The 19,662-nt window shown below is 72.3% G+C and carries 18 protein-coding genes; 10 read left to right on the plus strand and 8 right to left on the minus strand.

Features of this window, described 5'->3' with window-relative positions; genetic code table 11:
- Positions 1-14: 14 nt before the first annotated feature.
- On the plus strand, positions 15-1,622 hold the full coding sequence (gene aceB / locus EIY87_RS04130; RefSeq protein ID WP_125306305.1) for a malate synthase A: 1,608 nt from the start codon (positions 15-17) through the stop codon (positions 1,620-1,622).
- A gap of 125 nt (positions 1,623-1,747) precedes the next feature.
- Here the strand turns inward: aceB and EIY87_RS04135 are convergent, their stop codons facing one another.
- Positions 1,748-5,314 (minus strand): S8 family serine peptidase, encoded by a 3,567-nt coding sequence (locus EIY87_RS04135; RefSeq protein ID WP_125306306.1) that lies wholly within the window; start codon positions 5,312-5,314, stop codon positions 1,748-1,750.
- Positions 5,315-5,456: 142 nt separating this feature from the next.
- On the opposite strand from EIY87_RS04135, the gene EIY87_RS04140 reads away from it, so the two are divergent.
- Both EIY87_RS04140 and EIY87_RS04145 read left to right on the plus strand, forming a co-directional pair.
- Complete coding sequence (locus tag EIY87_RS04140; protein ID WP_125306307.1) at positions 5,457-5,948, plus strand: SigE family RNA polymerase sigma factor; 492 nt, start codon at positions 5,457-5,459, stop codon at positions 5,946-5,948.
- A gap of 10 nt (positions 5,949-5,958) precedes the next feature.
- On the plus strand, positions 5,959-6,816 hold the full coding sequence (locus tag EIY87_RS04145; RefSeq protein ID WP_125306308.1) for a hypothetical protein: 858 nt from the start codon (positions 5,959-5,961) through the stop codon (positions 6,814-6,816).
- Here EIY87_RS04145 and EIY87_RS04150 read toward each other — a convergent pair.
- On the minus strand, positions 6,807-7,340 hold the full coding sequence (locus EIY87_RS04150) for a TetR/AcrR family transcriptional regulator (protein WP_125306309.1): 534 nt from the start codon (positions 7,338-7,340) through the stop codon (positions 6,807-6,809). The two genes, EIY87_RS04145 and EIY87_RS04150, sit on opposite strands and share 10 nt — an antisense overlap.
- 90 nt (positions 7,341-7,430) lie before the next feature.
- Here EIY87_RS04150 and EIY87_RS04155 point away from each other — a divergent pair, with 90 nt between their 5' ends.
- The 3 genes from EIY87_RS04155 to EIY87_RS48875 all read left to right on the plus strand — a co-directional run bounded on the left by EIY87_RS04155 (position 7,431) and on the right by EIY87_RS48875 (position 8,831).
- The gene (locus tag EIY87_RS04155; RefSeq protein ID WP_125306310.1) at positions 7,431-7,889 is read left to right on the plus strand and encodes a nuclear transport factor 2 family protein; all 459 of its coding nucleotides are present in this window, start codon (positions 7,431-7,433) and stop codon (positions 7,887-7,889) included.
- Between the two features lie 79 nt (positions 7,890-7,968).
- Positions 7,969-8,583: a class I SAM-dependent methyltransferase gene (locus EIY87_RS04160; protein ID WP_263855601.1), complete on the plus strand. Its 615-nt coding sequence runs from the start codon at positions 7,969-7,971 to the stop codon at positions 8,581-8,583.
- Between the two features lie 119 nt (positions 8,584-8,702).
- Positions 8,703-8,831, plus strand: a complete 129-nt coding sequence (locus tag EIY87_RS48875; protein ID WP_255482257.1) for a hypothetical protein — start codon at positions 8,703-8,705, stop codon at positions 8,829-8,831.
- A gap of 12 nt (positions 8,832-8,843) precedes the next feature.
- Here EIY87_RS48875 and EIY87_RS04165 read toward each other — a convergent pair whose 3' ends face one another.
- Positions 8,844-10,121 carry a glycosyltransferase family 4 protein gene (locus EIY87_RS04165; protein WP_125306312.1) on the minus strand — a complete coding sequence of 426 codons (1,278 nt, stop codon included), beginning with the start codon at positions 10,119-10,121 and terminating at the stop codon, positions 8,844-8,846.
- 112 nt (positions 10,122-10,233) lie between these two features.
- Here EIY87_RS04165 and EIY87_RS04170 point away from each other — a divergent pair, with 112 nt between their 5' ends.
- Positions 10,234-11,997 (plus strand): glycoside hydrolase family 2 protein, encoded by a 1,764-nt coding sequence (locus EIY87_RS04170; protein ID WP_125306313.1) that lies wholly within the window; start codon positions 10,234-10,236, stop codon positions 11,995-11,997.
- A 72-nt stretch (positions 11,998-12,069) separates the two neighbouring features.
- On the opposite strand, the gene EIY87_RS04175 is transcribed toward EIY87_RS04170, so the two are convergent.
- Positions 12,070-13,185, minus strand: coding sequence for an ROK family transcriptional regulator (locus EIY87_RS04175; protein WP_125306314.1), 1,116 nt, complete (start codon positions 13,183-13,185; stop codon positions 12,070-12,072).
- Positions 13,186-13,270: 85 nt separating this feature from the next.
- Between EIY87_RS04175 and EIY87_RS04180 the strand changes: the two genes are divergently transcribed.
- Complete coding sequence (locus tag EIY87_RS04180) at positions 13,271-14,500, plus strand: YbiU family protein (RefSeq protein ID WP_125306315.1); 1,230 nt, start codon at positions 13,271-13,273, stop codon at positions 14,498-14,500.
- Positions 14,501-14,540: 40 nt separating this feature from the next.
- Here the strand turns inward: EIY87_RS04180 and EIY87_RS04185 are convergent, their stop codons facing one another.
- Genes EIY87_RS04185 through EIY87_RS04195 form a run of 3 tightly spaced genes read right to left on the minus strand, consistent with a single transcriptional unit; the run spans position 14,541 to position 17,314 of the window.
- A complete protein-coding gene (locus tag EIY87_RS04185; RefSeq protein WP_125306316.1) occupies positions 14,541-15,029 on the minus strand; it encodes a glutathione peroxidase in 489 nt (162 codons plus the stop codon).
- Between the two features lie 9 nt (positions 15,030-15,038).
- On the minus strand, positions 15,039-16,544 hold the full coding sequence (locus tag EIY87_RS04190) for a 1,4-alpha-glucan branching protein domain-containing protein (RefSeq protein ID WP_125306317.1): 1,506 nt from the start codon (positions 16,542-16,544) through the stop codon (positions 15,039-15,041).
- Entirely contained in the window at positions 16,541-17,314 is a 774-nt protein-coding gene (locus tag EIY87_RS04195; protein WP_125306318.1) for a class I SAM-dependent methyltransferase, read from the minus strand. The genes EIY87_RS04190 and EIY87_RS04195 overlap by 4 nt, the downstream gene beginning before the upstream one ends.
- Positions 17,315-17,367: 53 nt before the next feature.
- Here EIY87_RS04195 and EIY87_RS04200 point away from each other — a divergent pair, with 53 nt between their 5' ends.
- The gene (locus EIY87_RS04200; protein ID WP_191983945.1) at positions 17,368-17,793 is read left to right on the plus strand and encodes a hypothetical protein; all 426 of its coding nucleotides are present in this window, start codon (positions 17,368-17,370) and stop codon (positions 17,791-17,793) included.
- Here the strand turns inward: EIY87_RS04200 and EIY87_RS04205 are convergent.
- The gene (locus tag EIY87_RS04205) at positions 17,771-18,616 is read right to left on the minus strand and encodes a DegV family protein (RefSeq protein ID WP_125306320.1); all 846 of its coding nucleotides are present in this window, start codon (positions 18,614-18,616) and stop codon (positions 17,771-17,773) included. The two genes, EIY87_RS04200 and EIY87_RS04205, sit on opposite strands and share 23 nt — an antisense overlap.
- A 243-nt stretch (positions 18,617-18,859) precedes the next feature.
- Here EIY87_RS04205 and EIY87_RS04210 point away from each other — a divergent pair, with 243 nt between their 5' ends.
- Positions 18,860-19,645 (plus strand): electron transfer flavoprotein subunit beta/FixA family protein, encoded by a 786-nt coding sequence (locus EIY87_RS04210; RefSeq protein WP_125306321.1) that lies wholly within the window; start codon positions 18,860-18,862, stop codon positions 19,643-19,645.
- Positions 19,646-19,662: the final 17 nt, after the last annotated feature.

Genomic DNA, 19,662 nt, shown 5'->3' on the forward strand with positions numbered 1-19,662 from the left:
CGTGGAGGCACCCCATGGTTGATCGGCTGAACTACCGCATCGAGGTCACCGGGCCGGTCGAGGGCCGGTTCGCGGAGATCCTCACCCCGGCGGCGCTCGACTTCCTGGCCAAGCTGGACAACACGTTCGCCGGTCGCCGGCGCGAGCTGCTCGACGCCCGCCGCACGCGGCGCGAGGAACTGCAGTCCGGCGAGAAGCCGCTCGGCTTCCTGCCCGAGACGCGCCGGATCCGCGAGGACCGGTCGTGGCAGGTCGCCCCGACGGCGCCGGGCCTGGAGGACCGCCGCGTCGAGATCACCGGCCCGACCGACCGCAAGATGACGGTCAACGCGCTGAACTCGGGCGCGAAGGTCTGGCTGGCGGACTTCGAGGACGCGACGTCGCCGACGTGGCACAACGTCATCGACGGCCAGCTCAACCTCTTCGACGCGATCCGCCGCAACATCGACTTCACCACCGAGGCCGGCAAGCGCTACACCATCGGCGACGACCCGGCGACGATCGTCGCGCGCCCCCGCGGCTGGCACCTGGTGGAGAAGCACATCCGCATCGACGGCCGCCCGGTGTCGGCAAGCCTGGTCGACTTCGGCCTGTACTTCTTCCACAACGCGCGCCAGCTGCTTGCCCGCGGCGTCGGCCCGTACTTCTACCTGCCGAAGCTGGAGAACCACCTCGAAGCGCGGCTGTGGAACGACGTCTTCCTGATGGCGCAGCGCGAACTCGGCGTCCCGCGCGGCACGATCCGCGCCACCGTGCTGATCGAGACGATCACCGCCGCGTTCGAGATGGACGAGATCCTCTACGAGCTGCGCGAGCACGCCGCCGGTCTGAACGCCGGCCGCTGGGACTACATCTTCAGCCTGATCAAGAACTTCGCCGCGCACGGCGCCGACTTCGTGCTGCCGGACCGCGCGCAGGTCACCATGACCGTGCCGTTCATGCGGGCCTACACCGAGCTGCTGGTGAGCACCTGCCACCAGCGCGGCGCGCACGCCATCGGCGGGATGGCCGCGTTCATCCCGAGCAAGGACCCGGCGGTGAACGAGATCGCCGTCGAGAAGGTCCGTGCCGACAAGGAACGCGAGGCCGGCGACGGGTTCGACGGCTCCTGGGTCGCCCACCCGGGCCTGGTCCCGATCTGCCGCGAGGTCTTCGACGACGTGCTCGGCGGCTGGCCCAACCAGCTCGGCAAGCTGCGCGAGGACGTCCACGTCACCGCCGAGGACCTGCTCGACGTCGCCAGCGCCGGCGGCGAGGTCACCGAAGCGGGCGTGCGCGCGAACATCAACGTGGCGCTGCGGTACGTCGACGCGTGGCTGCGCGGCACCGGCGCCGCGGCGATCCACAACCTGATGGAGGACGCGGCCACCGCGGAGATCGCGCGCTGCCAGGTGTGGCAGTGGATCCGCAACGGCACGAAGCTCGAGGACGGCACCGCGCTGACCCGCGAGCTGGCGGTCGAGTTCCTGGACGACGAACTGGCTTCGGTGCGCGCCGAGCTGGGTGCGGGCAACCGCCTCGACGACGCGTACGAGATCTTCACCGAAACCGCGCTGGGCGAGAAGCTGCCGAGCTTCCTCACCACGGGTGCCTACGCGCGGTACCTCACGGACGCCCGGTAGCAGGGGCCCCGCCCGCCCCTACCTGACGAGGGGCGGGCGGATTCCACACTGTTTGGGATGGTGTGGGTCCGGACCGGTCCCGGTGGCGGCGGCTCCCCGCCACCGGGACCGGTTCATTTTTCGCGTCAGCCCACCGCGTACGCCCGGATCACCGTCTGCCGCACGGTGTTCCCGCGGTTGTCGGCCGCGCTCGCCCGCAGCGAGACGAACCCGCCCGCCGGGTTCCGCACGGCGACCGTCCAGTGGTCCCCGGTCCGGAGCGACGGCGCGGGCCGCCAGGTGCGTCCGTCGTCAGTGGACACTTCGACGGCCAGTTTCGTCCCGCTGCCACCGCCTTGCCGCTCGACGAAGGCCGGGAACGTGAAGACCCGGCCGGCCGGTGCGCTGTTGCGCAGGTCGACCGCGGGCGCGAACCGGGCGCTCAGCAAGGGAAGCGCCTGGCCGTCCGCGGCGGCCGACGAGCGGAAGCCCCACTCCGCGGTGACATCCGTCCACAGTGGCCACCAGCCGGGGTGCCGGTGCGCTTCGGCGGTGAGCCGGTACGCGCCGTCGGCGTCCGGCACCGGGATCTGGGCCAGCGTCGGTTCCCCGGAAGGCTCCACGGGAATCGCGACACCGTCCTTGGCGAGGGTCACCGAACCCGTGTCCCCGGCGGCGGATTCGGGCTTGCGCGGCCGGCCGGCGGCGTCGCCGAACAGCGGCAGCCACAGGTCGAAGACGCCGTCCTTGCGCCACGCCCACGGCCGCGGCTGCTCGCCCGAGTGCGTCACGGTCAGCCCGCGCAACGACGGCCCGGCCACGGCTTCGTTCCAGCTCAGCTGGTACTTCTTGCCCGCGGCCAGGTCCAGCCGCTCGGTCAGCTCGCCGCGGAACCCGGACGTCCACACGCTGTCCCACTGGCCGGGGGAGTAGTACTCGAGGCGTTCCTGTTGCGCGGCAACGGGTTCGGTGTAGCCGTACCCGACCATCCGGCCGAAGAACTCGCGCCCGGCGACGTACCGGACCTCGCCGGGGGCGTTGTCGTGGTAGGCGGTGCGCACTTCGGCGAGGTCGCGGGTGCGGGGCCGCTGCACGCGCGGAGCCGTCAGCTGGCCCTCGACGCCGTCGCCCAGTTCGTAGCGGAAGCGCGGCGCGGGACGGCTGACGACCGTCGCGGTCGCGTCGCCGGTCTTCGCCAGTTCCGTGAACCGCTGCGCGGTGACGCCCGGCCCACCCCAGATCACCGGCAGGTGCAGGACCGGCAGCCCGCCGCCGAGGACCGTGGTCCCGGCCGCGCCGCCGGAAAGCGCGACGAAGCCGAGTTTCGCGCCGGCGTTCTCGACGTTGGCCAGCCGCTGGTACGCCTCGTCGACCCGGATGCCCACCGGCAGCCGGAGGACGACGAGCTTGCCGCGCGCGTCGATCTCGGCCAGGTCCGCGGGCGTGCCTTCGCCGCCGGACACGACCGGGAGCGTGCTGGAGCCCTCCGGAGCGGCCGACTCCAGCCAGACGCCCCGGACGGCGAACGGCTGCCCGTCGTCCGCGGTCAGCTCCAGGTCCGGCTCGGTGGCGCGGCGCTCCTGGCTGAGGGCGAAGGTCGCCGACGACGTGCCCGGGACCGTCGCGGCGAACGCTTCGTGGAAGCGCGGGTCGAGGTCGAAGCCGTCGGCGAAGACGCACCCGCAGGCCGTGACCCGGCTCAGCCGTTCGACGCTTTGCGTGCCGCCGCGCGCGGCCGGGTTGTCCGGCTCCAGCGACACCGGCTTGCCCTCGCGCGCGTCCAAGGTCTGCGTGACGGCGTGGTCCAGGACCAGTTCGGGGTGGGTGAGGAAGCTGTACGACGGTTCCCGGCCCGGCCGCGGCGTCTCGATGACGCTGTTCACGACGTAGCGGCCGCGCGGCAGCCGGAAGGTGCCCGGCTCGCCCTGGGTGAGCGCGCCGGTGTCCAGGTCGAGGATCGTCACCGGCGGGTAGCCCGTCGGCGCCCATGGGTGGCCGTCGCGGTCCACGAGGCCGACGGTCAGGTCGTAGGTCTCGGCTTCCTGCCGCAGCGACAACGCGGTCCGCGTGGTGACGCCGTCGCCGGTCGCGGTCAGGACGCCGGAGCGGGTGCCCGGGTGGCCGTCCTGCGCGGTGAAGGTCAGCTCGACGGGGGTGCTCCCGCCCGCCGGAACGGTGACGTTCGGCGGGAAGCTCACGCCCTCGACGGACGCCCCCAGCGACAGCGTGACCGGGGTGGCGCCGGAGTTGTACCAGGTGACGGTGGCCTTCTTCGTCGTCCCGCGGTTGGGCCAGGGGAGGTACGCGGACGCGCTGCCGGTGGCGGTGACCACCGTGGTCGTCGCGCGGGCGACGTCGACGCGGCCGGTGCCGACCGCGGCCGGCCCGGCGTCGACCGGGGCCGCGGTGCTGGTGAGGGCCGCCTTGAGCCGGTCCGCGGTCCAGTCCGGGTGCTGCTGGGCGAGGATCGCGGCCGAGCCCGCGACGTGCGGCGTCGCCATCGACGTCCCGCTCAGCGCCTGGTAGCCGCCGCCGGGCCAGGCCGCGGTGATCGCCTCGCCGGGCGCCGCGACGTCCGGCTTCGCGGTGCCGTCGCCGATCCTCGGGCCACGGCTGGAGAACGGGCTGAGAATGTCCTTTTTGGACACACTGGCCACGGCGAGCGCCGCGTCCGCCGCGGCCGGGCTCGCGACCGATTCGTCCGCGCCGAAGTTGCCCGCGGCGACGACGAAGAGCGTGCCGTACTGCCGCGACAGGGTGTTCACGGCTTCGGACACCGGGTCGGTCCCGTCCGACGGCCCGCCGCCGAGGCTCATGTTCACGACGCGGGCGTGCGCTTCGGTCACCGCCCACTGCATCCCGGCCAGCACGGTGTCGAGCGTGCCGTCGCCGGCGTCGTCGAGGACCTTCCCGACGGCCAGCGACGCGCCGGGCGCGACGCCCTTGTACTTGCTGCCGGAGCCGGCGATCGTCGAAGCGACGTGCGTGCCGTGCCCCGCGCCGTCCTCGACGCTGCCCTTGCCGGTGAAGTCCCTGCTCAGCGCCACGCGGCCGGCCAGGTCCGGGTGCGTGCCGTCGATCCCGGTGTCGAGCACCGCGACGGGTACACCGCGGCCGGTCAGGCCCGCCTGCCACGCCGTGGGCGCGCCGATCTGCGGCACGCTCTGGTCGAGCGTCGCGCGCACCTTCGCGTTCAGCCACACCTTCGCGCCGCCCGCCGCGAGCGTGGCGGGTTCGGTGGCGAGCCGGTTCCAGAACGCCGCGGCGCCGGACTTCGGTTCGTCGAGCGCGGTGTAGCCGAGCGCGGAAGCGCGAGCGGTCACGCCGGTGCGTGCCGCGAGCGCCGGACCGGGTGAGCGGACCAGCAGCGGCACGTGCGGGGTGTGCGCGTCGTCGTAGCCCTGGCGCAGCAGGCCGGTGACGTTGAACAGCTGCTCGTCGAGCCTTCCGGCGCCGACCAGCCCGGCGGCGTCGCCGGGCAGGACGTACTGATCGCCGTGGCGGACGTACTGCCGGAACGGCACCGGCCGGTCGCGGCGGGCGGGCAGCACGCGGACGTTCGCGCCGTCGAGGAGCACCTGGTCGCCGGTGACCAGCGTGATCCGGGCCGGCGTGACGAGCGCTCGCTCCGCCGGGGCGGCCGCCGCGCCGGGTGCGGACAGCACGCCCGCGGCCAGTGCCACCGCGACGACCGCGGTGATCGGTTTCCTCATGGGATGGTTCCTCACTGTCGGGGTCCCTCAGCTCGTGGAACGGCACCGGCGCGCCCGCGGGTTGCCCGGATTCCGATGCCGGAGCAACCCCGAAGGCGGCGCACCCCGTTCCACCGGGTGTGGGGGCGACGAGGAGGAATCGGTGAAACGGTCCGAAGAAGCGGGGTACCGCGACTACGTCACGGCGCGGATGGAGGTCCTGCGCCGCACGGCCTACCTGCTGTGCCGCGACTGGCACCTCGCCGACGACCTGGTGTCGATCACCATCGGCAAGCTGTACCGGCACTGGCCGCGGGCCCGCCGCGTCGAGCACCTCGACGCTTACGTGCGCCGCATCCTGGTGCGGACCTGGCTGGACGAGAAGGCCAGGGCGTGGCGGCGCGAGGAACCGGCGGACACGCTGCCGGAGCCGGCGGTGCTGCCCGCCGACGACGTCGTCGAGCGGATCGGCCTGCTGGAACTGCTCGACGCGCTGCCGCCGCGGCGCCGGGCCGCGGTCGTGCTGCGCTACTACTGCGACCTTTCCGTCGAGGAGACCGCCGAGATCCTCGAGTGTTCGACCGGAACCGTGAAGAGCCAGACCGCGCGCGGGCTCGACTCGCTGCGCGCGCTCGTCGCCGCGAGCCAGAGCTGAAGGAGGCACCATGAGCAAGGACCAGTTCGACGCGGCGATCGGCGTCGTGCCACCGTCCACAGTGGACGTCGAGGCGGTGCTGGACCGCGAACGCCGCCGGGCGCGGGTGCGCCGGGTGGCGAACCCGTGGACCGCCGCGGGCGCGGGCGTGGCGGCGGTCGCCGCCGGGGTGGCGGTGGCGTTCGTGCCCGGGGCTCCCGCACCAGCGCTCGTGCCGCCCGCGGCGAGCAAGACGCCGTCGGAGAATCCCTGCGCTGTCCTGCCGTACCCGCCGCAGACCGGCGCGCCGATCCCGGAGACGTCGGCGGCCGCGTCGAGCCGGCTCACGGCGGTGCTCACGGCCGCGGTCCAGCAGCGGCTGGCCGCGGGCACCACGCTCGGCCCCCACGAACACGGTGTCTACCCGAAGGGGGTCGCGCACGGTCCGCTCGAGTTCTTCCACGTGTTCTCGGCGCCCGTTCCCCACGAAAGCACGTGCAGCGGCGGCGAGGACTACTTCACGTCGTCGGCCACGACGGCGAAGGGCGAGCGCAAGGGCAACCTCATGGCGATCGTCACCCGGCTCGGCGGCAACGCGACGCCGTCGACCGAATGCACGCCCCCGCCCGAGCGGACGGAGGGATCGTGCCACCGCCGGACCGGGCCCCACGGCGAAACGATCCTGGAATCCACGGTGCGCCAGCCCGGCGGCCCGACGATGTACCGATCGGAAGTCACCAGGCCCGACGGCACCGGCGTCATCCTCGACGCGGAGAACGTCGCCGGGGACGCCAAGCGGGGCGGTGCGCCCGACATGCCGTCGCCGCCGTTGAGCCTCACGCAGTTGACGGAGATCGCGCTCGACCCGGGTCTGACGCTCTACCCCTGAGCGGCCAGCAGCACCTTCGCGGCTTCGCGGGCCGTGTTCGCCTCGCCCGGGTCACCGGTGATCGCGGCGAGCACGGTCGCGCCCTCGACCAGCGAAAACAGCTGGTCGGCCACCCTCTGGTCGGAAATCAGACCACGCAGGTACGCGCGCACCTCGTCCTTGTGCAGCCGGATCGCGGCGGCGATGCCGGGCGCCGGTTCGCCGAACTCGCCGAAGGAGTTGATGAACGCACAGCCCCGGAAGCCGGGTTCGGCGAACCACTCCGCGAGCCAGTCGAAGACGGCGAGCGGGTCGTCGCCGCGGGCGTGGACGAAATCGCGCAACGACTTCCGCCAGCGCTGGTCCCGGCGGCGCAAGTAGGCCTCGACCAGGTCGTTCTTCGCCGGGAAGCACTGGTAGAGCCGCTTGAGCGAGACGCCGGAGCGCTCGCGGACGGCGTCCATCCCGACCGCCTGCACCCCGTGCGCGTAGAAGAGCTCTTCGGCGGCTTCGAGCAGCCGGCCGGTTGCTTCCGTGGAATTCACGTCACCTGCCTCTGGCGCGGAGAATGAGCGTTCTCTACGGTAGCGGACGTAGTGGAGAACGCACGTTCTCCGCGTCCGGAAGGAGCTGCCATGACCTCGCGACCCCCGTTCCCGCCCTTCGACGAGGACACTGCCCGCCAGAAGGTCCAGGCCGCCGAAGACGCGTGGAACACCCGCGACCCGGAGCGGGTCTCGCTGGCCTACACCGAGGACTCGGTCTGGCGGAACCGCGACCGGCACGTCGTGGGCCGCGCCGAGATCGTCCGGTTCCTGACCGCGAAGTGGGAGCGCGAGCTGGACTACGCGCTGCGCAAGGAGCTGTGGGGCTTCCGCGGCAACCGCATCGGCGTCCGGTTCCAGTACGAGTCCCGCACCGCCGAAGGCCGGTGGTTCCGCAGCTACGGCAACGAGCTCTGGGAGTTCAGCGACGAAGGCCTGATGCGCCGGCGCGAGGCGAGCATCAACGACGTCCCGATCGAGGAGTCCGACCGCCGCATCTTCGGCCCGCGCCCGGCGTCCGAACACGGCCTCCTGCTGCCGGTGTTCTAGGTCCGCCCGCCCGGCGTCCGGGGCATGGTCGAAAGATGACCACACCGGCGCGGCGGACGAGCTGGCCGCGGCGTTCGCGCTGACCCGCGACGACGTCGTCCTCAACCTCGGCTGCGGCACCGGCCAGCTCACCCGGGTCCTGGCCGCCCGGGCGGGCGCGGTCCTCGGCATGGACCCGGAGCCGGCCATGCTGGAGCAGGCCCGCCGGGCGACCCCGCTGCCGAACGTCAGCTGGCTGCTCGGCGCCGACACCGACGTCGGCGCGCTGTTGCCGCTTTTCGGCAACGGCCGCCTGGCCGCGGTGACGGTCGCCCAGGCGTTGCACTGGATGGACCACGAACGGCTGTTTTCGGCCGTTCGCCCGCTGCTGCGCCCCGGCGGCGGCATCGCGGTGGTGACGAACGGCGAGCCGCTGTGGCTCCAGGACACCGCGTGGTCCGCCGCGCTGCGGGACGTCGTTTCGGCGTACCTGGGGACACCGCTGCACAGCACGTGCGGCACTGACGAGGCGAGCCAGGAGCGCTACGCGGCGGCGCTGGCGGCCGCCGGTTACGCCGTCGACCTGCGCGTTGTCGACTACGCGACCACGCTGACCGTCGAGCAAATAGTCGGTGGCGTTTTTTCGGCCATGAGCCCCGCGCACGGACCGCTCCGCGAGGCGGTCCGGGTGCGGATCCTCACCGGAACCCGCTGACCGGTCACGCTACGCGATTGCGTAGCCACCCCTACTGTTCCACCTGTTGTTTCCCCGGGGAGCGGCGCGGATGCTCGCTCCGAGGGCGCCCATCGCGCCATCGCCCCCGAGGAGTCCCCATGACCAGCAGGTTGAGAACGGCCGTCGCCGCCCTCTTCGTCGTGTTGTCGTTTTCCTACGGTGCCGTGGTGACCCCGGCCGGAACCGTCGCGGGGCAGCCGGACTGCGTCCGCCCCTGCCGCTTCTGAGCGGTCCGCTACCTACAGTTTCGGGATCCCGGCCGCGACCGGCTCGAACGCGTTGCCGGTGGCGATCTTCGGCCGCGGCAGCTCCACCGGTTCGGCCGGCTTCGCGCGGCGGTAGACGTCGGCGGTCGCCTCGGCGATCCGGCTCCAGTCGAAGTCCGCGGCCAGCCGCGACTGCGCCGCCTTCGCCCGCTTCGCCGCGGCCGGAGCGTCGCTGAGCACCGCCGTCACGGCGTTGGTCAATTCCGCGACATCGCCGGGGCTGAACGCGAGCCCGGTCTCCCCGTGCACCACGACCTCGCCGAGCCCGCCGGCGGTCGACGCCACGAGCGGCGCCTTCGCGGCCGCGGCCTCCAGCGCGACGATCCCGAACGGCTCGTACCGGCTGGGCAGCACGACGGCGTCGGCGGCGGCCAGTGCCGCCCGCAGGTCGCGGTCGGAGAGGTGCCCGACGAAGTCGACCGCGCGCCGCACCCGCAGCTTCCGCGACTGTTCGACCAGCTCGTCGAAGTGCCGTCCTTTTCCGGCGACGACCACGCGCGTGCCCGGGTGGCGGCGCCGGATGCGGGGGAGCGCGGCGAGCAGGTCCTGCACGCCCTTCTCCCACTCGAGCCGTCCGAAGTAGAGCAACAGCGGCGCGCCGGCCGGGCTGTAGACCTCGCGGGCGCGGGCGATCTCCTTCGCCGGCACCTGCCAGCCGCGTTCCTCGATGCCGTTGTGGATCACCGTGACGTCGGCGGCCTCGACCTCGAAGAGGTGCGCGACCTCGCGGCGCATGGCCTGCGAGCAGGTGATCAGCGCGTCGGCGCGGTTCGCCAGCCACCACTCGACCGAGTGCACCTGCTGGTTCAGCGGGTGCGAAAGCCAGCCCGAGTGCCGGCCGGCCTCGGTCGCGTGGATGGTGCCGACCAGCGGCACCCGCGCGGCCTCGGCGATCGCGATCGCCGGGTGCGCGACCAGCCAGTCGTGCGCGTGGACGACATCGGGCTGCCAGGTGCGCAGCAGGTCGTGGGCGGCGCGGATCATGGCGTGCCCCATGGCCAGCGTCCAGGCGACGAGGTCCCGCTCGAACGTCACGTGCATCGGGTCCTCGGCGACCCGGATGATCCGCACGCCCTCGACCACGCGGTCGCTGCGCGGGTGCGTCCCGGCGTCGGTGCCGGCGGCGTGGCGGCAGAGCACGACGACCTCGTGACCCTGGCGCGCCAGGTGGGTGGCGAGCGCGTGCACGTGCCGGGCCAGGCCTCCGATGGCCACTGGCGGGTACTCCCACGACAGCATCAGCACACGCATGGGCAGAGGTTACTCGCGAGTCAGAACGACCCGACGCGCCCGTGCTGGCGAAGTGTTCACATGTGATCTCGATCACTGGCGAGCGCGGGGAACTCTGCCACCATCGGCCGGGATGACTTCCCCCGAGGACACCGGCTGGCGCCGGCTCGACCCGCCCCTGCCGACCCCGTGGAGCGGCGACGTCGCTCCGGGCAACGCGCTGCCCGAGTACCCGCGGCCCCAGCTGACCCGGCCCCGCTGGCTGAGCTTGAACGGCGTCTGGGAGTACGCGGGCCGGCCGTCGTCGAAAAACGAACCACGGCCGTCCGGCTACGCCGAGCGGATCCTGGTGCCGTTCCCGCCGGAGTCGGCGTTGTCCGGAATCGGACGACGCGACGAGGTCCTCTGGTACCGGCGGCTCTTCGACGTCCCGCCGGACTGGGCCGGCTCACGGGTCCTCCTGCACTTCGGCGCGGTCGACCAGACGGCGAAGGTGTGGGTCAACAACCAGCTCGTCGCGACCCACGAAGGCGGCTACACGGCGTTCAGCGCGGACATCACCGACGTCCTGCGCGCGTCGGGGCCGCAGGAGCTGACCGTGCGGGCCGAGGACCGCACCGACATCGAGACGTTTCCGGTCGGCAAGCAGCGCAACGCCCCCGGCGGCATCTGCTACACGGCGTCGTCCGGAATCTGGCAAACGGTCTGGCTGGAGCCGGTGCCCGACCACCGCGTCGACCGGCTGGACCTGACCCCGGACCTGACCGGCGTGACGGTGTTCCCGCAGGTCACTGGCGGTGCCGAAGTAGTTGTCGTTCTTTCGGCAAACGGCGAGGAGGTGGCCCGCGCGTCGGGCGCGGCCGGGGCGTCGGTCCGCGTGGACGTCCCCTCGCCGCGCCTCTGGACGCCCGACGACCCGCACCTCTACGCCCTGCGCGTCGAGCTCCGGGACCGCCACGGCGCGCTCCTCGACGAGGTCGGCGGCTACACGGGCCTGCGGACGATCGGCCTGGTCCCCGACGAGCGGGGGCGGCCGCGGATCGCCCTCAACGGCCGTGTCACTTTTTTGCACGGGCCGCTCGACCAGGGCTACTGGCCGGACGGCATCTCGACCGCGCCCACCGACGAAGCCCTGCGGTTCGACCTTGAGAAGACCAAGGAACTGGGCTTCAACTTCGTCCGCAAGCACGTCAAGGTGGAGCCGGCCCGCTGGTACTTCTGGGCCGACACGCTGGGCTTGGTCGTCTGGCAGGACATGCCCTCGCTGACGGTGTCGTTCGACGGCCCGCCCGGCATCGCGCCGGACCCGGTGCCGCGGGCCCGGGAGCGGTTCGAGCGTGAGTTGATCGCGATGATCGAACAGCTGCGGCCGGTCCCGTCGATCGTCGGCTGGGTGCCGTTCAACGAAGGCTGGGGCGAGTTCGACACGGCCCGTGTCGCGGAATTGGTCAAAGCCCTGGACCCGACGCGCCTGGTGATCGCGAACAGCGGCGTCAACTGCTGCTTCTCCCGCCCGGACACCGGCGCCGGCGACGTCTACGACGACCACACGTACGTCGGCCCGGGCGACCCCGCGGTCCACGACGCCCGCGCGATCGTCGACGGCGAGTACGGCGGCCTCGGCCTGGTCCTCGACGACCACCGCTGGCCGGGCCCGCCGAACGCGTACGAGATGACGCCCACCCGGGAACGCCTCACCGAGCGCTATGCGGAAGTGAGCGCGGCGCTCGAGCGCGTGGTGGCGGAGCGCGGGTTGTCCGGTGCCGTCTACACCCAGACGACCGATGTCGAAAACGAGGTCAACGGCCTGCTGACGTACGACCGCCGGGTGGTCAAAGCCGACCCGGCAGTGGTCGCGAAATGTGCGAAGGCAGTGATCGAGGCGGGCTCGGCCTGACCGCGTTGACGCTGGTCAGCGCCGTGGTCGACTTTCGGCAACGGTCCGGGAGCGGCTCGTCGCGCCTGCTGGTCAGCTTTCGGCAACCGCCCTGAGCAGGCCGTCGCGCCCGTGGTCGAGCGCCGACAGCAGCGCCCCGCGCAGCGCCGCCGAGTCCGTCACTTCACCGGCTTCCACCCGGACCGGGCCGGGCGTCAGTTCGCGGACCGTTCGCCGGATTTCGGCCACGAGTTCCCCTCGGCTCCCGGCCGGGCCGCCCAGCAGCACCAGATCCGGGTCGACGATGGTGCAGATCGCGGCCACGGCCCGCCCCAGCGTCGCGCCGAGCAGCCGCAGCCGTTCCGCGGCGACGGCGTCTTCGGCGGCCCGGTCGAGCGTGGTCAGAATTGCGCCAACGTCCAGTGACGGCGCATCCGGCCGGCCGAACCCCTGGTCGGCGAGCGCGGCGGCCAGCGTCGAGCCCGAGCTGTCCAGGTACCCGATCTCGCCGGCCAGCCCGTGCGCGCCGCGGACGAGCTGGTCGCCGACGTAGAGGCTCACGCCGAGCCCCGCGCCGACGTAGACGTAGGCGAAGCTCTTCGCCTCCCGGGCGGCGCCCTCACGCCGTTCGGCGAGCGCCGAAAAGTTGACGTCGTTGTCGAGCAGCACGCCGGAGCCGACTTCCTCGGCCCGGAGCCGCCCCTCGGGAAACGGTGACCCCGGCAGCGCGACGACCTCGTGCGTGACCGGGTCCACGGGGTTGGCCACCGAGACCGCGGTCGCTCGCACCGGCCCTGTCCCCGCGGCGCCCGCGGCGGCGACGGCGACCCGGACGGCCTCGGTGATCGGCCGGCCGTCCGGCGCGTGCCGCTCGGTGGCCAGGACGGCCCCGGTCAGATCGGTCGTCACCGTGCGGACGCCCTGCTGGTTCACCTCCGCGGCGACGACGTGCCCGGCGTCGGCGGCCAGCTCGTAGAACGTGGCGATCCGGCCGCGGCGGCCGGTCTGGTCGGTGCCGGTGGCCCGCAGCGCGCCCGCCGTTTCGAGCCGTCGGACGGACTCCGAGATCGTCGGTTTCGAGATCCCGGTGGCCGCGGCGAGCTCGGCACGCGTGGTCCGGCCGTGGGCGAAGACCTGGTCGAGCACCGCGCGGTCGGTCATGGCCCGCAGCATCGCCAGGCGCGGGAGCGGCCGGTCGGGGTCGGACATCGCACCTCTTGTGGCGGGGAAGGAACTGGGGTTACCGTAGCGGGGACATTCTAGTAAGGAGTCCTAACCAAAACGGAGGACGCCGATGACCACCACCGAACTGCCCGCGAACCTGGCCGAGGCCGTCACACGCACCAAGCGGGAGCTGCGCGCCCGGATCGGCGACGTCGCCGGCGCGTTCGACGGGATCCGGGACTGGACGCGCCGGGAGGTCGACGCCGTCGCCGCCGATCCGGACGCCTTCCCCGTGGTCCGGTTTCGCGACATCGCCGGCGGAACCGTGCCGGACCGCACGCTCGGCGCGATCCGGCGCCGCGGCTGCGCCGTCGTCAAAGGCACCTTCGCGCGCGAAACGGCCGAAACCTGGGACGCCGAACTCGCCGCCTACCTCGCGGACAACGACTTCGACGGCACCTACGAAGGCCCGGCCGACGACGTCTTCGCCGGGCTCGCCTCCGGCCAGCCGCAGATCTACCCCGTCTACTGGTCGAAGCCGCAGATCCAGGCGCGCCAGCACGAGCACATGGTCGCGGTCCGGCGGTTCCTCAACTCCTTCTGGCGGCACGAGTCCCAGGGCCGCGTCTGGTTCGACCCGGATCGCGACACCGCCTACCCCGACCGCATCCGCCGCCGCCCGCCCGGCTCGGCGTCGCTCGGCCTGTCCGCCCACACCGACTCCGGCTCGGTCGAACGCTGGCTGCTGCCCGCCTACCAGCAGGTCTTCCGGCACGTCTTCGACGGCGACTGGCCTGCCTACGACCCGTGGGACGGCGCCCACCGCACCGAAGTCGACGAATACCCGTCGACGGTGATGTGCTCGGCCTTCCGCACGTTCCAGGGCTGGACCGCGTTGTCGGAAATGCGCCAAGGCGACGGTGTGCTGCACGTCGTGCCGATCCCGTCGGCGATCGCGTACGTCCTGCTCCGCGCGCTCCAGGACGACATCCCCGACGACGACCTCTGCGGCGCGGCGAACGGCCAGGCGCTACCGGTCAACGACAAGTACCACGAGGACCTGCTGCCGGCGCTGACTTCGATCCCCGACGTCGAGCCCGGCGACACGGTGTGGTGGCACGGCGACGTCGTCCACGCGGTCGCCGACGGCACCAACCCGGACCGGTGGGGAAACGTCATGTACATCCCGGCGAGCCCGCATTGCGCGAAGAACGCCGCGTACGCGGAGAAGTGCGGCCGCGCTTTCCTGACCGGCGCCAGCCCGGGCGATTTCGCCCCCGAGGACTACGAAGTGAACTGGGCCGGCCGGGCCACGCTCGACGACCTCAACGCCGTCGGGCGCGCCCAGCTCGGCCTGTGAACCGGCGGTGGTGGGGGATCGGCGTCCCCCACCACCGCCGTCAGGCCGGGAGTGCCGCTTCGATGGCCTTGACGACCGTCTCGTCCTCGGGCTCGGTGCGCGGCCGGAACCGCGCCAGAACCTCGCCGTCCGCGCCGATCAGGAACTTCTCGAAGTTCCACTGGACGTCGCCCGCGGCACCTTCGGCGTCGGCGGTCTTGGTCAGCTCCGCGTAGAGCGGGTGCTGGCGCTCGCCGTTGACGTCGATCTTCTCGAACAGCGGGAACGTGACGCCGTAGGTCGTCGAGCAGAACGTCTGGATCTCCTCGGCGCTGCCCGGTTCCTGCCCGGCGAACTGGTTGCACGGAAAACCGACCACGGAGAAGCCCTGGCCGCCGAAGCGTTCCTGAAGCCGCTCGAGGCCGGCGTACTGCGGGGTCAGGCCGCATTTCGACGCGACGTTGACCACGAGCAGCGCCTTGCCGGCGAGGGAGCCCAGCGAGCTGTCCTGCCCGTCGAGGGTCTTGACCGGAATTTCGTGGATTCCCATGGGTCCCTTTCAGTCGTGCTTCAGCGCCCGGGCGTCGAGGTGCCCGAACGGTCCGTCGTCTGCGCGGTAAGCGGCGGCGAGTTCTTCGGCCCGCGCGCGGTCGCCGCGGCGCAGCAGCCCGGCCAGCGCATCGAACCGTTCGGTGTGGACGGCCGCGCGTCGGCGCGCGTAGTCCGCGGCGGAGTCCTTGGTGACCATGAACGCCCAGTCGCTTTCCAGCGCCAGCATCGCCTCGGCGACGGCCTGGTCGGCGACGGTGTCCCGGGCCGTTGTCGCCAAATCGGCAACGAGGTCGAGCAGCCGCCGCTGCAGTGCCGAGTTGGCTTCGACCATGTCCTTGACCTGCTCGCCGTCCCAGACGCGCCAGTCCTTGCCCGATCCCCACGACGACGCCGGCAGGTCGATCGGCTCGCCGACGTGGCCGGCTTCGATCGCGCCCTTCAGCGTCGTCACGCGGACGCCGGCCTCGGGCAGCGCGCGCAGCACGCCTTCCAGCCACGCCGGTCCTTCGTGCCACCAGTGCCCGAACAGCTCCGTGTCGTACGCGGCGACCACGAGCGCCTCACGCCCGTGTTGCGCCTTCAGCGAACGCAGCCGCGTCACGACCGTCTCGACGAAGTCCTTGACGTGCTGCTGCAGCACGTCCGCGGCGAGCGCGGGGTCGTAGGGCGCCTTGTCCTGCGGCTCGACCGTCTTGCCGGTGACCCGCGCCGCCTTCAGCCCGACCTCGTGCTGCCAGGTGTGGAAGTCGCGGTACGCGGCGTGCCCGGGGTAGCCGGCCTTCGGCGACCAGACGCGGTAGGTGACTTCGAGGTCTCGTCCGAAAGCGACCACGTCGCTCGCGCCGACCGGCCGCGCGGACCAGGTCTCGCCACGCAGCGACGGGCCGTCGACCATGAACCGCCGCACGCCGGCGGCGGCGTAGTCGTTTTCCATGCCAGGCGCGTAGCCGCACTCCGGCGCCCAGATCCCCTCGGGCCGCGACCCGAGCCGCAGCGCCGCGTCGGCGAGCCCGGCGTTCAGCGCGAATTCGCGCACCCGCGGGTCCAGCAGCGGCTGGAACGGGTGCGCCAGCGGACCGCCGAGCAGCTCGATCGTCGAATTTTCGACCAGGGACCGGAGCACCGGGGAAAAGCCGTGCCGCCAGCGGGTGCCCAGCTCCTCGGCGGCGCGGACGGCGGTCCGGTGCTCGGCCGCCGCGAGCTCGCGCAGCAGCGGGTCGCCGCGCCACAACGTCGACGCGTGCTGGGCGCGCAGCTGCCAGTGGCCGAGCCAGTCGTGGAACGCGCGGATGCTGTACGGGTCGTCGAGCTGCGCGGCCAGCACCGGCGTCACGCCCAGCGTCAGCACGTCCTGGCGCCCCTCGGCGGCGAAGCGTTCGAGCAGGTCGACCATCGGCAGGTACGAGTGCGCCCACGCCTGGTACAGCCATTCCTCGCCGACCGGCCAGGTCCCGTGGTGCGGCAGCCACGGCAGGTGGCTGTGCACGACGAGGCAGAACGTCCCTTCGCTCATCGGCGCACCGCCACGGCGATCAGGTCGAGGCTCGCGTCCAGGTCGTCGCCGTGGATGTCGAACCCGGAGGCGTCGATCGCGGCGACGTCGGCGAGCAGCGCCGCCGGCCAGACGGCCTGGCCGGGCAGCTCGCCCATGACCACGTCGAGCTGGGCGTCGATGAGCGAACCGCCGTACCGCTCGTCGAGCGCGCGCACGGCCTCGCCGTGGTGCAGCCCGTGCAGCGTCTCGACCTCGAAGCCGGCGTCGTCGAGCAGCCCGGCCAGCTCCGACGGCGCCAGCTCACGGGTGTGGAACGGGTTCAGCGGCGTGTCGCTGTCCGGCGTGAACGTCAGCCGGTTCGGCGTCGTGACCAGCAGTTTGCCGTTTTCCGGCAACACCCGCCGGCACTCGGCGAGGAAGCCCGCCTGGTCCCACAGGTGCTCGATGACCTGGAAGTTGGCCACGACGTCGACCGCGCCGTCCCGCACCGGCAGGAACGCCAGGTTCGCCCGCGCGACGGCGAGCTCGGGGTAGCGGCGGGCGACGTGCTCGGTGGTCGGCACGTCGTAGTCGAGCGCCAGCACCCGGCGGGCGGTGGTCGCGAGGAGGCTCGCGCCGTACCCCTCGCCGCAGCCGGCTTCGAGCACCGTCGCGTCCGCGCAGTGGGGGAGCAGGGCGGCGTACGCGGCTTCGTGGCGGCGGAACCAGTAGTTCTCCTCGGCGATGCCGGGGACGGTCCGTTCACCGGTCAGGTGCAGCGCCTCGGCCCGGGTGGCTGGGGTGGTCACCTGCGCGACCATAGCGGGTGTCACGTCCGGGCAGCCGGGCTCGTTCCGTGGTCATGCAACGGACCATCACCCGCGTACTGCTCGTCGTCTTCGGCCTGGTCGAGGCCGTGGTCGGAATCTGGCCACTGCTCTCGCCCACCGGCTTCTACCAGGACTTTCCCGGTTTCCGCACCGGCTGGGTGGCCATGGACGGCGCCTTCAACGAGCACCTCCTGCGTGACTTCGGCGGCCTCAACCTGGCCCTCGCCGCGCTGCTGATCGGCGCCGCCGTGATCGCCACCACAGCAGTGGCGCGGCTGGCCGGTGTGGCGGCGCTGCTGTTCGGCCTGCCGCACTTCCTCTACCACCTCGGCCACGTGGCGCACTTCGTGCGGCTCGACCAGGTGCTGATCATCGCGACGACCGGGCTCGGCGTCGTGGTCCCGCTCGTGGTCCTGCTGGTCCCGGGGCGGCGCGTCAGCCCACCGGCGACACCGTGATGCCGAGCGCGCCCGGGCCGAGGTGCGCGCCGATGACGGTGCTCGCCTCGACGACCATGCTCTCGGCCATCGCGGGCACCCGGCGTTCGATCTGCCTGCCGATTTCGAGCTCGTGGTCGCTGGCGCCGAACCGGGTGACGGCGATGTCGGCGCGGAACCCGCCGGACTTCTTCACCGCGAGGTCGACCATCTTGGCCAGCGCCCGCCGCGTGCCGGGGACCCTGGCCAGCGGCGCGACCTCGCCGTCCTTGACCGTGAGCAGCGGCTTGATCGAGAACGCGGTGCCGAGCATCGCCTGCGCGGCGCCGATCCGCCCGCCCCGGCGGAGGTACTCCAGCGTGTCGACGTAGATGAACTCGGTGCTGGTCAGGCACCGCCGTTCGGCGGCTTCGATGACGCGGGCGGCGTCCGCGCCCGCCGCGGCCGCCCGGGCCGCCGACACCACGGCGAAGCCCAGGCTCATCCCGGTGGTGCGGCTGTCGAGGACGTGCACCGGGATGCGGACCTGCTGGGCGGCGTCCCGGGCCGCGCGGACGGTGTCGGACATGCGGCCGGAGATGTGGATGCTGACGATGGCGGTCGCGCCGGCGGCGGCCGCCTCCTGGTAGGTCCAGAAGAACGCCCCCGGATCCGGGGGCGAAGTGGTCAGGACTTCCCCGGCTCTCAGCGCGTCGATGACCTTGCCGCGGTCGAAGCGGTTCTCGTCGTCGAAGTGACCACCCAGGTTCAGCTGGATCTGGACGACCCCGATCGCCCAGCGGGCGGCGACGATGTCGGGCAGGCAGGAGCTCGAGTCGGTGATGACGGCGATGCGCGCGGGCATGGTGCGGGAGGTTAATGCCTGACATCCACTGCGAGTAGGCCGTGGTTGGTCCGATCGGACGAACGGCTGTTCAAGCGGGGTAACCGGTCGACTACTGGGACGATGGTCCCACTAGATTGCGCATCCAGGTGAAAGGCGTCACCTCGGCGGGTGCTGGGCGCCGATCGGCCCTAATCTACCGGCCAGTAGAGCACTGTCCCGTGGTCGACCGCGGGCCACGAACCGGGAGGTCGAAGCAGACCCATGACCAACATCGTCGTCCTGGTCAAGCAGGTACCGGACACCTACTCGGAGCGGAAGCTCAACGGGTCCGACCACACCCTTGACCGCGAATCCGCCGACGCCGTGCTCGACGAGATCAACGAGAAGGCCGTCGAAGAGGCGTTGAAGATCAAGGAAGCCGGCGAGGGCGAGGTCACCGTGATCTCGGTGGGCCCGGACCGCGCGACCGACGCCATCCGCAAGGCGCTGTCCATGGGCGCCGACAAGGCCATCCACGTCTCGGACGAGGCGCTGCACGGCTCCGACGCGATCGCGACCGCCAAGGTGCTCGCCGCCGCGATCGGCAAGGTCGAGGGCTTCGACCTGGTCATCGCCGGCAACGAGTCCTCCGACGGCCGCGGCGGCGCCGTCCCGGCGATCCTCGCCGAGCTGCTCGGCCTGCCGCAGGTCACCTACGTGCGCGAGCTGACCGTCGACGGTTCGACGATCAAGGCGACCCGCGAGACCGAGGACGGCCTCACGCACCTCGAGGCGAGCCTGCCCGCGATCGTGAGCGTCGGCGAGAAGATCAACGAGCCGCGCTACCCCTCCTTCAAGGGCATCATGGCCGCGAAGAAGAAGCCGGTCGAGACGTTCACCATCGCCGACCTGGGCGTCGACGCGGGCGAGGTCGGCCTCGGCAACGCGTGGTCCACCGTGACCGAATCCGCGCCGAAGCCGCCGCGCACCGCCGGCGAGAAAGTCGAAGACGAGGGCGACGGCGGCACCAAGGTCGCCGAGTACCTGGTCGGCCAGAAGCTCATCTGACAACGGCTCTTCGAGGA

The organism is Amycolatopsis eburnea (assembly GCF_003937945.1).
GTDB lineage: Bacteria > Actinomycetota > Actinomycetes > Mycobacteriales > Pseudonocardiaceae > Amycolatopsis > Amycolatopsis eburnea.

Coding starts and splice junctions, on each gene's coding strand:
- EIY87_RS04190 (WP_125306317.1), bottom strand. CDS start 16,544: ATGAGCGAAGGGACGTTCTGCCTCGTCGTGCACAGCCACCTGCCGTGG.
- EIY87_RS48875 (WP_255482257.1), top strand. CDS start 8,703: ATGACCAGCAGGTTGAGAACGGCCGTCGCCGCCCTCTTCGTCGTGTTG.
- EIY87_RS04155 (WP_125306310.1), top strand. CDS start 7,431: ATGACCTCGCGACCCCCGTTCCCGCCCTTCGACGAGGACACTGCCCGC.
- EIY87_RS04135 (WP_125306306.1), bottom strand. CDS start 5,314: ATGAGGAAACCGATCACCGCGGTCGTCGCGGTGGCACTGGCCGCGGGC.
- EIY87_RS04145 (WP_125306308.1), top strand. CDS start 5,959: ATGAGCAAGGACCAGTTCGACGCGGCGATCGGCGTCGTGCCACCGTCC.
- EIY87_RS04185 (WP_125306316.1), bottom strand. CDS start 15,029: ATGGGAATCCACGAAATTCCGGTCAAGACCCTCGACGGGCAGGACAGC.
- EIY87_RS04180 (WP_125306315.1), top strand. CDS start 13,271: ATGACCACCACCGAACTGCCCGCGAACCTGGCCGAGGCCGTCACACGC.
- EIY87_RS04210 (WP_125306321.1), top strand. CDS start 18,860: ATGACCAACATCGTCGTCCTGGTCAAGCAGGTACCGGACACCTACTCG.
- EIY87_RS04165 (WP_125306312.1), bottom strand. CDS start 10,121: ATGCGTGTGCTGATGCTGTCGTGGGAGTACCCGCCAGTGGCCATCGGA.
- EIY87_RS04205 (WP_125306320.1), bottom strand. CDS start 18,616: ATGCCCGCGCGCATCGCCGTCATCACCGACTCGAGCTCCTGCCTGCCC.
- EIY87_RS04175 (WP_125306314.1), bottom strand. CDS start 13,185: ATGTCCGACCCCGACCGGCCGCTCCCGCGCCTGGCGATGCTGCGGGCC.
- EIY87_RS04170 (WP_125306313.1), top strand. CDS start 10,234: ATGACTTCCCCCGAGGACACCGGCTGGCGCCGGCTCGACCCGCCCCTG.
- aceB (WP_125306305.1), top strand. CDS start 15: ATGGTTGATCGGCTGAACTACCGCATCGAGGTCACCGGGCCGGTCGAG.
- EIY87_RS04200 (WP_191983945.1), top strand. CDS start 17,368: ATGCAACGGACCATCACCCGCGTACTGCTCGTCGTCTTCGGCCTGGTC.